General features: G+C 34.8%; 3 protein-coding genes. All 3 read left to right on the top strand.

Annotated features, from left to right (window positions below; genetic code table 11):
* Window positions 1-1315, top strand: a 1315-nt coding sequence (locus tag ACJML3_RS06090; protein WP_406021527.1) for a transposase, incomplete at its 5' end; no start/stop codon positions are given.
* Window positions 1316-1835: 520 nt separating this feature from the next.
* Entirely contained in the window at window positions 1836-2111 is a 276-nt protein-coding gene (locus tag ACJML3_RS06085; RefSeq protein ID WP_219935650.1) for an HU family DNA-binding protein, read from the top strand.
* A 179-nt stretch (window positions 2112-2290) separates the two neighbouring features.
* A partial coding sequence (locus tag ACJML3_RS06080) for a SurA N-terminal domain-containing protein (protein ID WP_406021525.1) occupies window positions 2291-3621 on the top strand: 1331 nt, incomplete at its 3' end.

Raw genomic sequence — 3621 nt, 5'->3', positions numbered from 1 at the left:
TGCTCGTGATTGTGGTGCATTAAAGAGAGAGCGTAAGTTCTCTATTTCAGACTATATTCTGACTTCACTTTCACAGATGAGTAAGTCAACAGAGAAGTCTGAATTTACTCTTCGCTCTGTACATGATGCTTACTTAAGAGGATGCAAAAAGTTAGGTAAATCACTTTTAACTCATAAGTGCATACATAAGCAGTTACAGTCAAAAAATACTCTTGAAGTTATTAAGACTATGTTGTCAGAACTAATGACAGCTACCTTTAGTAAGAGCTTTCTTAAAAATCTTAAGAAGTTCATTAGTGGGGATTTAAAGTCTTTATTAGAAAAACTTAAGGTAGATGACATCATTTTAGTTGACGGCACTGAAATAGACCTATCATACTCATGCACTGATAACTTTGAATGTAAAGGCAAAGGAAGACCACATACTGATGGCTCTGCACCTAGACCTGGTTTAAAGCTTCATATAGCTTTCTCTGTGTTAAGACAAAGTTTCGTATATGTAGAAATCACAGAAGCTGTTGGCTCTGAAAGAGATTCTGTTCTTACTGACAGATTCCATAACTGCCTGATTATCTGTGATAGAGGCTACGTAGACGAAGAGCTTGAACAGAGAATTGCTAATAGTGGTAACCTTTACCTTATCAGAGGTAAATTAAGCACAGCTGCTACCATTGATAGGGCTATTGGTGATGATGGTAAGGCAATACCTAAGTTTAATGGTAAAGCTGTAAATAAATTACCAGCCCATACTTGTGCTGACTTAGATGTTACCTTTGCTTCAGGTCATAAGAACAGAGTTATTGTCCGTTACAAGCCTAACTGTACTGAAGATGATAAAAGTTCTATCTTAAGAACTAATATCCCTAAAGACAGATTAGGAGCTAAACAGATTTACCTGCTCTATAGACTCAGATGGGCCATTGAACTTTTTAACAAAGCAAATAAACGCAGTAACTGCTTAAAAAGCATTAACTCTGCTAATGAGAATATCATTCTATCTTTTATCCTGTTGTCTTTAGCTGTTTCTATCATCAAAACCTTTACCGGGCTTAAATGTGCCAAAGGTAATAGTTTTGAATGGATTTCAATGCTAAAGCTCCATAAACAGAATGACTGCTTTGATGTTTTATTCAATGCCTTACTTTTCCGTAAGTCGTCCACTGTATATCAAATTTTTAAAGATCTTCTCGATGACATAGCTCTGCGCTGTCAAAGAACAAAGCCATCTAATCGAGATATTTCTAAATTGAAAGATCTGCCTACTTTAGTGTGGCAGATCGTTAACCAACCAAATCCTTCTGCTAAAATTGCTTAAGGTCTTGGGTATGATTAAAAATTTTTTATTGGCATAATAAAGTCCCTGCAAAGGGACTTTTTTTCATGTGTAAAAATTGAGCATATTAAATAAATATATCTGTAGAGAGAAGAGACTCATTGTAAATAAATACACAATATTTGTACTATTTGTATTTGCAATAGTGGTGTCCATTCTGACTGGTTGTAAGTTCATTGTTCATGAATTAAATCAAAAGTAATTTTTTTTTGGAGAACAAATGTGATCTGTTTCATATACCGAAAAAAAGAAATTAATATCGTTAAAATAAACAAAGAGTGAAAATCAAATCTTGACATAAGAAAAAAACATTAAAATCGTCTTTGATCCGATGGAATAAGGCGTTTGTGTTATAAAAAAACTCTTTTTTTTAGAGCTTGATCAGATTTTAGAAAATAGTTTTCGTATTTAAAATAAAAGATGTGCATAATACAAACAAGCCTTATATGGCTTAGCTTTGAAACTCAAAGTCAACGATTAACATTCATATTAGGAGTAAGTTGTGAATAAAAGTCAGTTAGTAGATAGCGTTGCTAAGAAGTCTGGTTTAACAATCAAGGATTCAACAGCAGCTGTTAATGCAGTAGTAGATTCAATCAAGGATGCTTTAGCTTCTGGTGATACTGTTACCTTAATCGGTTTTGGTACCTTCTTAGTACGTGAGCGTGCAGCACGTAACGGTCGTAACCCACGTACAGGCGAAATCGTTAAGATCCCTGCAGTTAAGGTTCCTGCATTCAAGCCAGGTAAGACCTTCAAAGATGGCGTAAACAAGTAATACTTACTTAATAATGCGTAAAGAGCCAGGTTAAAGCCTGGCTTTTTAATTTTCTTTTTCTTTATAAAAAAACTCTATAAATCAAGGCAAATAGAGCAATTTAGAATTTAAATTTAGATAAAAAATTCGTATAATAATTAAGTTTTATTAACAGGTTTAGACTCTGGAGTTATAGATAAATGTTATCAGACAAACTGCGTGATGGCGCGCACGGCAAAGTATTTAAATTACTGTTTGTCATTATTATGGTTAGCTTTGTATTTGCTGGTGTCGGCAGCTACATGATTGTTCGTAATGATACTGATCCTGCAAAGATTGGTGAAACAAAGATTTCAGCTAATGTATGGAAGGCTCAGTACGATGATCAGGTTAGAGCAATGCAAAGACAGTATGGCCCTCAGTTCAACAAGGTACTAAGCAATAAGGATGCGGTTTCAGCTTTACGTCTGTCTGTACTTGAGCGATTAATAGACAATGTTGCTGTTAATACTGCTACCTACGAACAGGGTATCAGAATTTCTGACAAGCAGGTTAAAGAGGCAATTGTTAAGGAAAAGGCATTCCAGAAGAACGGTAAGTTCTCTCAGGAGCTTTTTAATGCAGCTACAAGAAATATGGGTTCAAGCCCAGACAGTTTTGCAAATTCAGTAAGAAACGATCTTGCAACTGATCTTCTGTTTAATCCTGTTTTTGCCTCCGGCTCTGTAGCATATCCATATGAGATTGAGCTTTTATCAAAATTATTTTCACAAAAGAGAGTTGTTGATATCTATACAGTAGATACCAAGGCTCTTGAAAAGTCTATAAAGCTTAGTGATGATGAGATTAAGAATTACTATGATGCAAATCATGGTAAGTTCATGAAACCAGCTTCTGTAAACTTCAACTACATTGTTTTAAGTGTTGATGCATTAAAGAAAGATGTTTCTGTTACTGATGAAGAACTTGAGAATTATTACAATTTAAATCAGAGCGATTTTACAGTTCCATCAAAGAGAGAAGCATCTCAGATTATTATCAGATCATCTGAGGAGAACTTTGCTAATAAGGCAAAAGAGGCTTTAGCTCAGTTAAAGAGTGGAGCATCATTTGAATCAGTTGGTAAGAAGTATTCATCAGACAAATCATTTGAAAAGACCAAAGGCTCATTAGGCACACTTGAGAAAGGTTCTTTATCAAAAGAGCTTGATATTGCATTATTCAATCTAAAGAATGCAGGTGATTACTCAGAGGTAATTGTTGACAACTATGGTGCTCACATCATTCGACTAGATAAGATTACAGATGCTTATGTTCCTGCACTAAAGGACATCAAAGCAGATGTTACTGAGAAGTATGTTTCTTCAAAGGCATTAGAAAAATACAACGAGTTATCACAGAAACTGACTGACATTACCTATGAGAATCCAGATTCTCTTGATATTGCAGCAGAAAAACTCAATCTTAAGGTTTTAAATTCAGGAAATGTTGTATTCGGTCAGACTAATGTTGCATGGCCTGTAAGTGTTGA

Origin of the sequence: Succinivibrio sp. (assembly GCF_045124615.1) — a bacterium.
Taxonomy (GTDB): Bacteria; Pseudomonadota; Gammaproteobacteria; order Enterobacterales; family Succinivibrionaceae; genus Succinivibrio; species Succinivibrio faecicola.
This window is presented reverse-complemented; position numbering and strand designations above follow the sequence as displayed.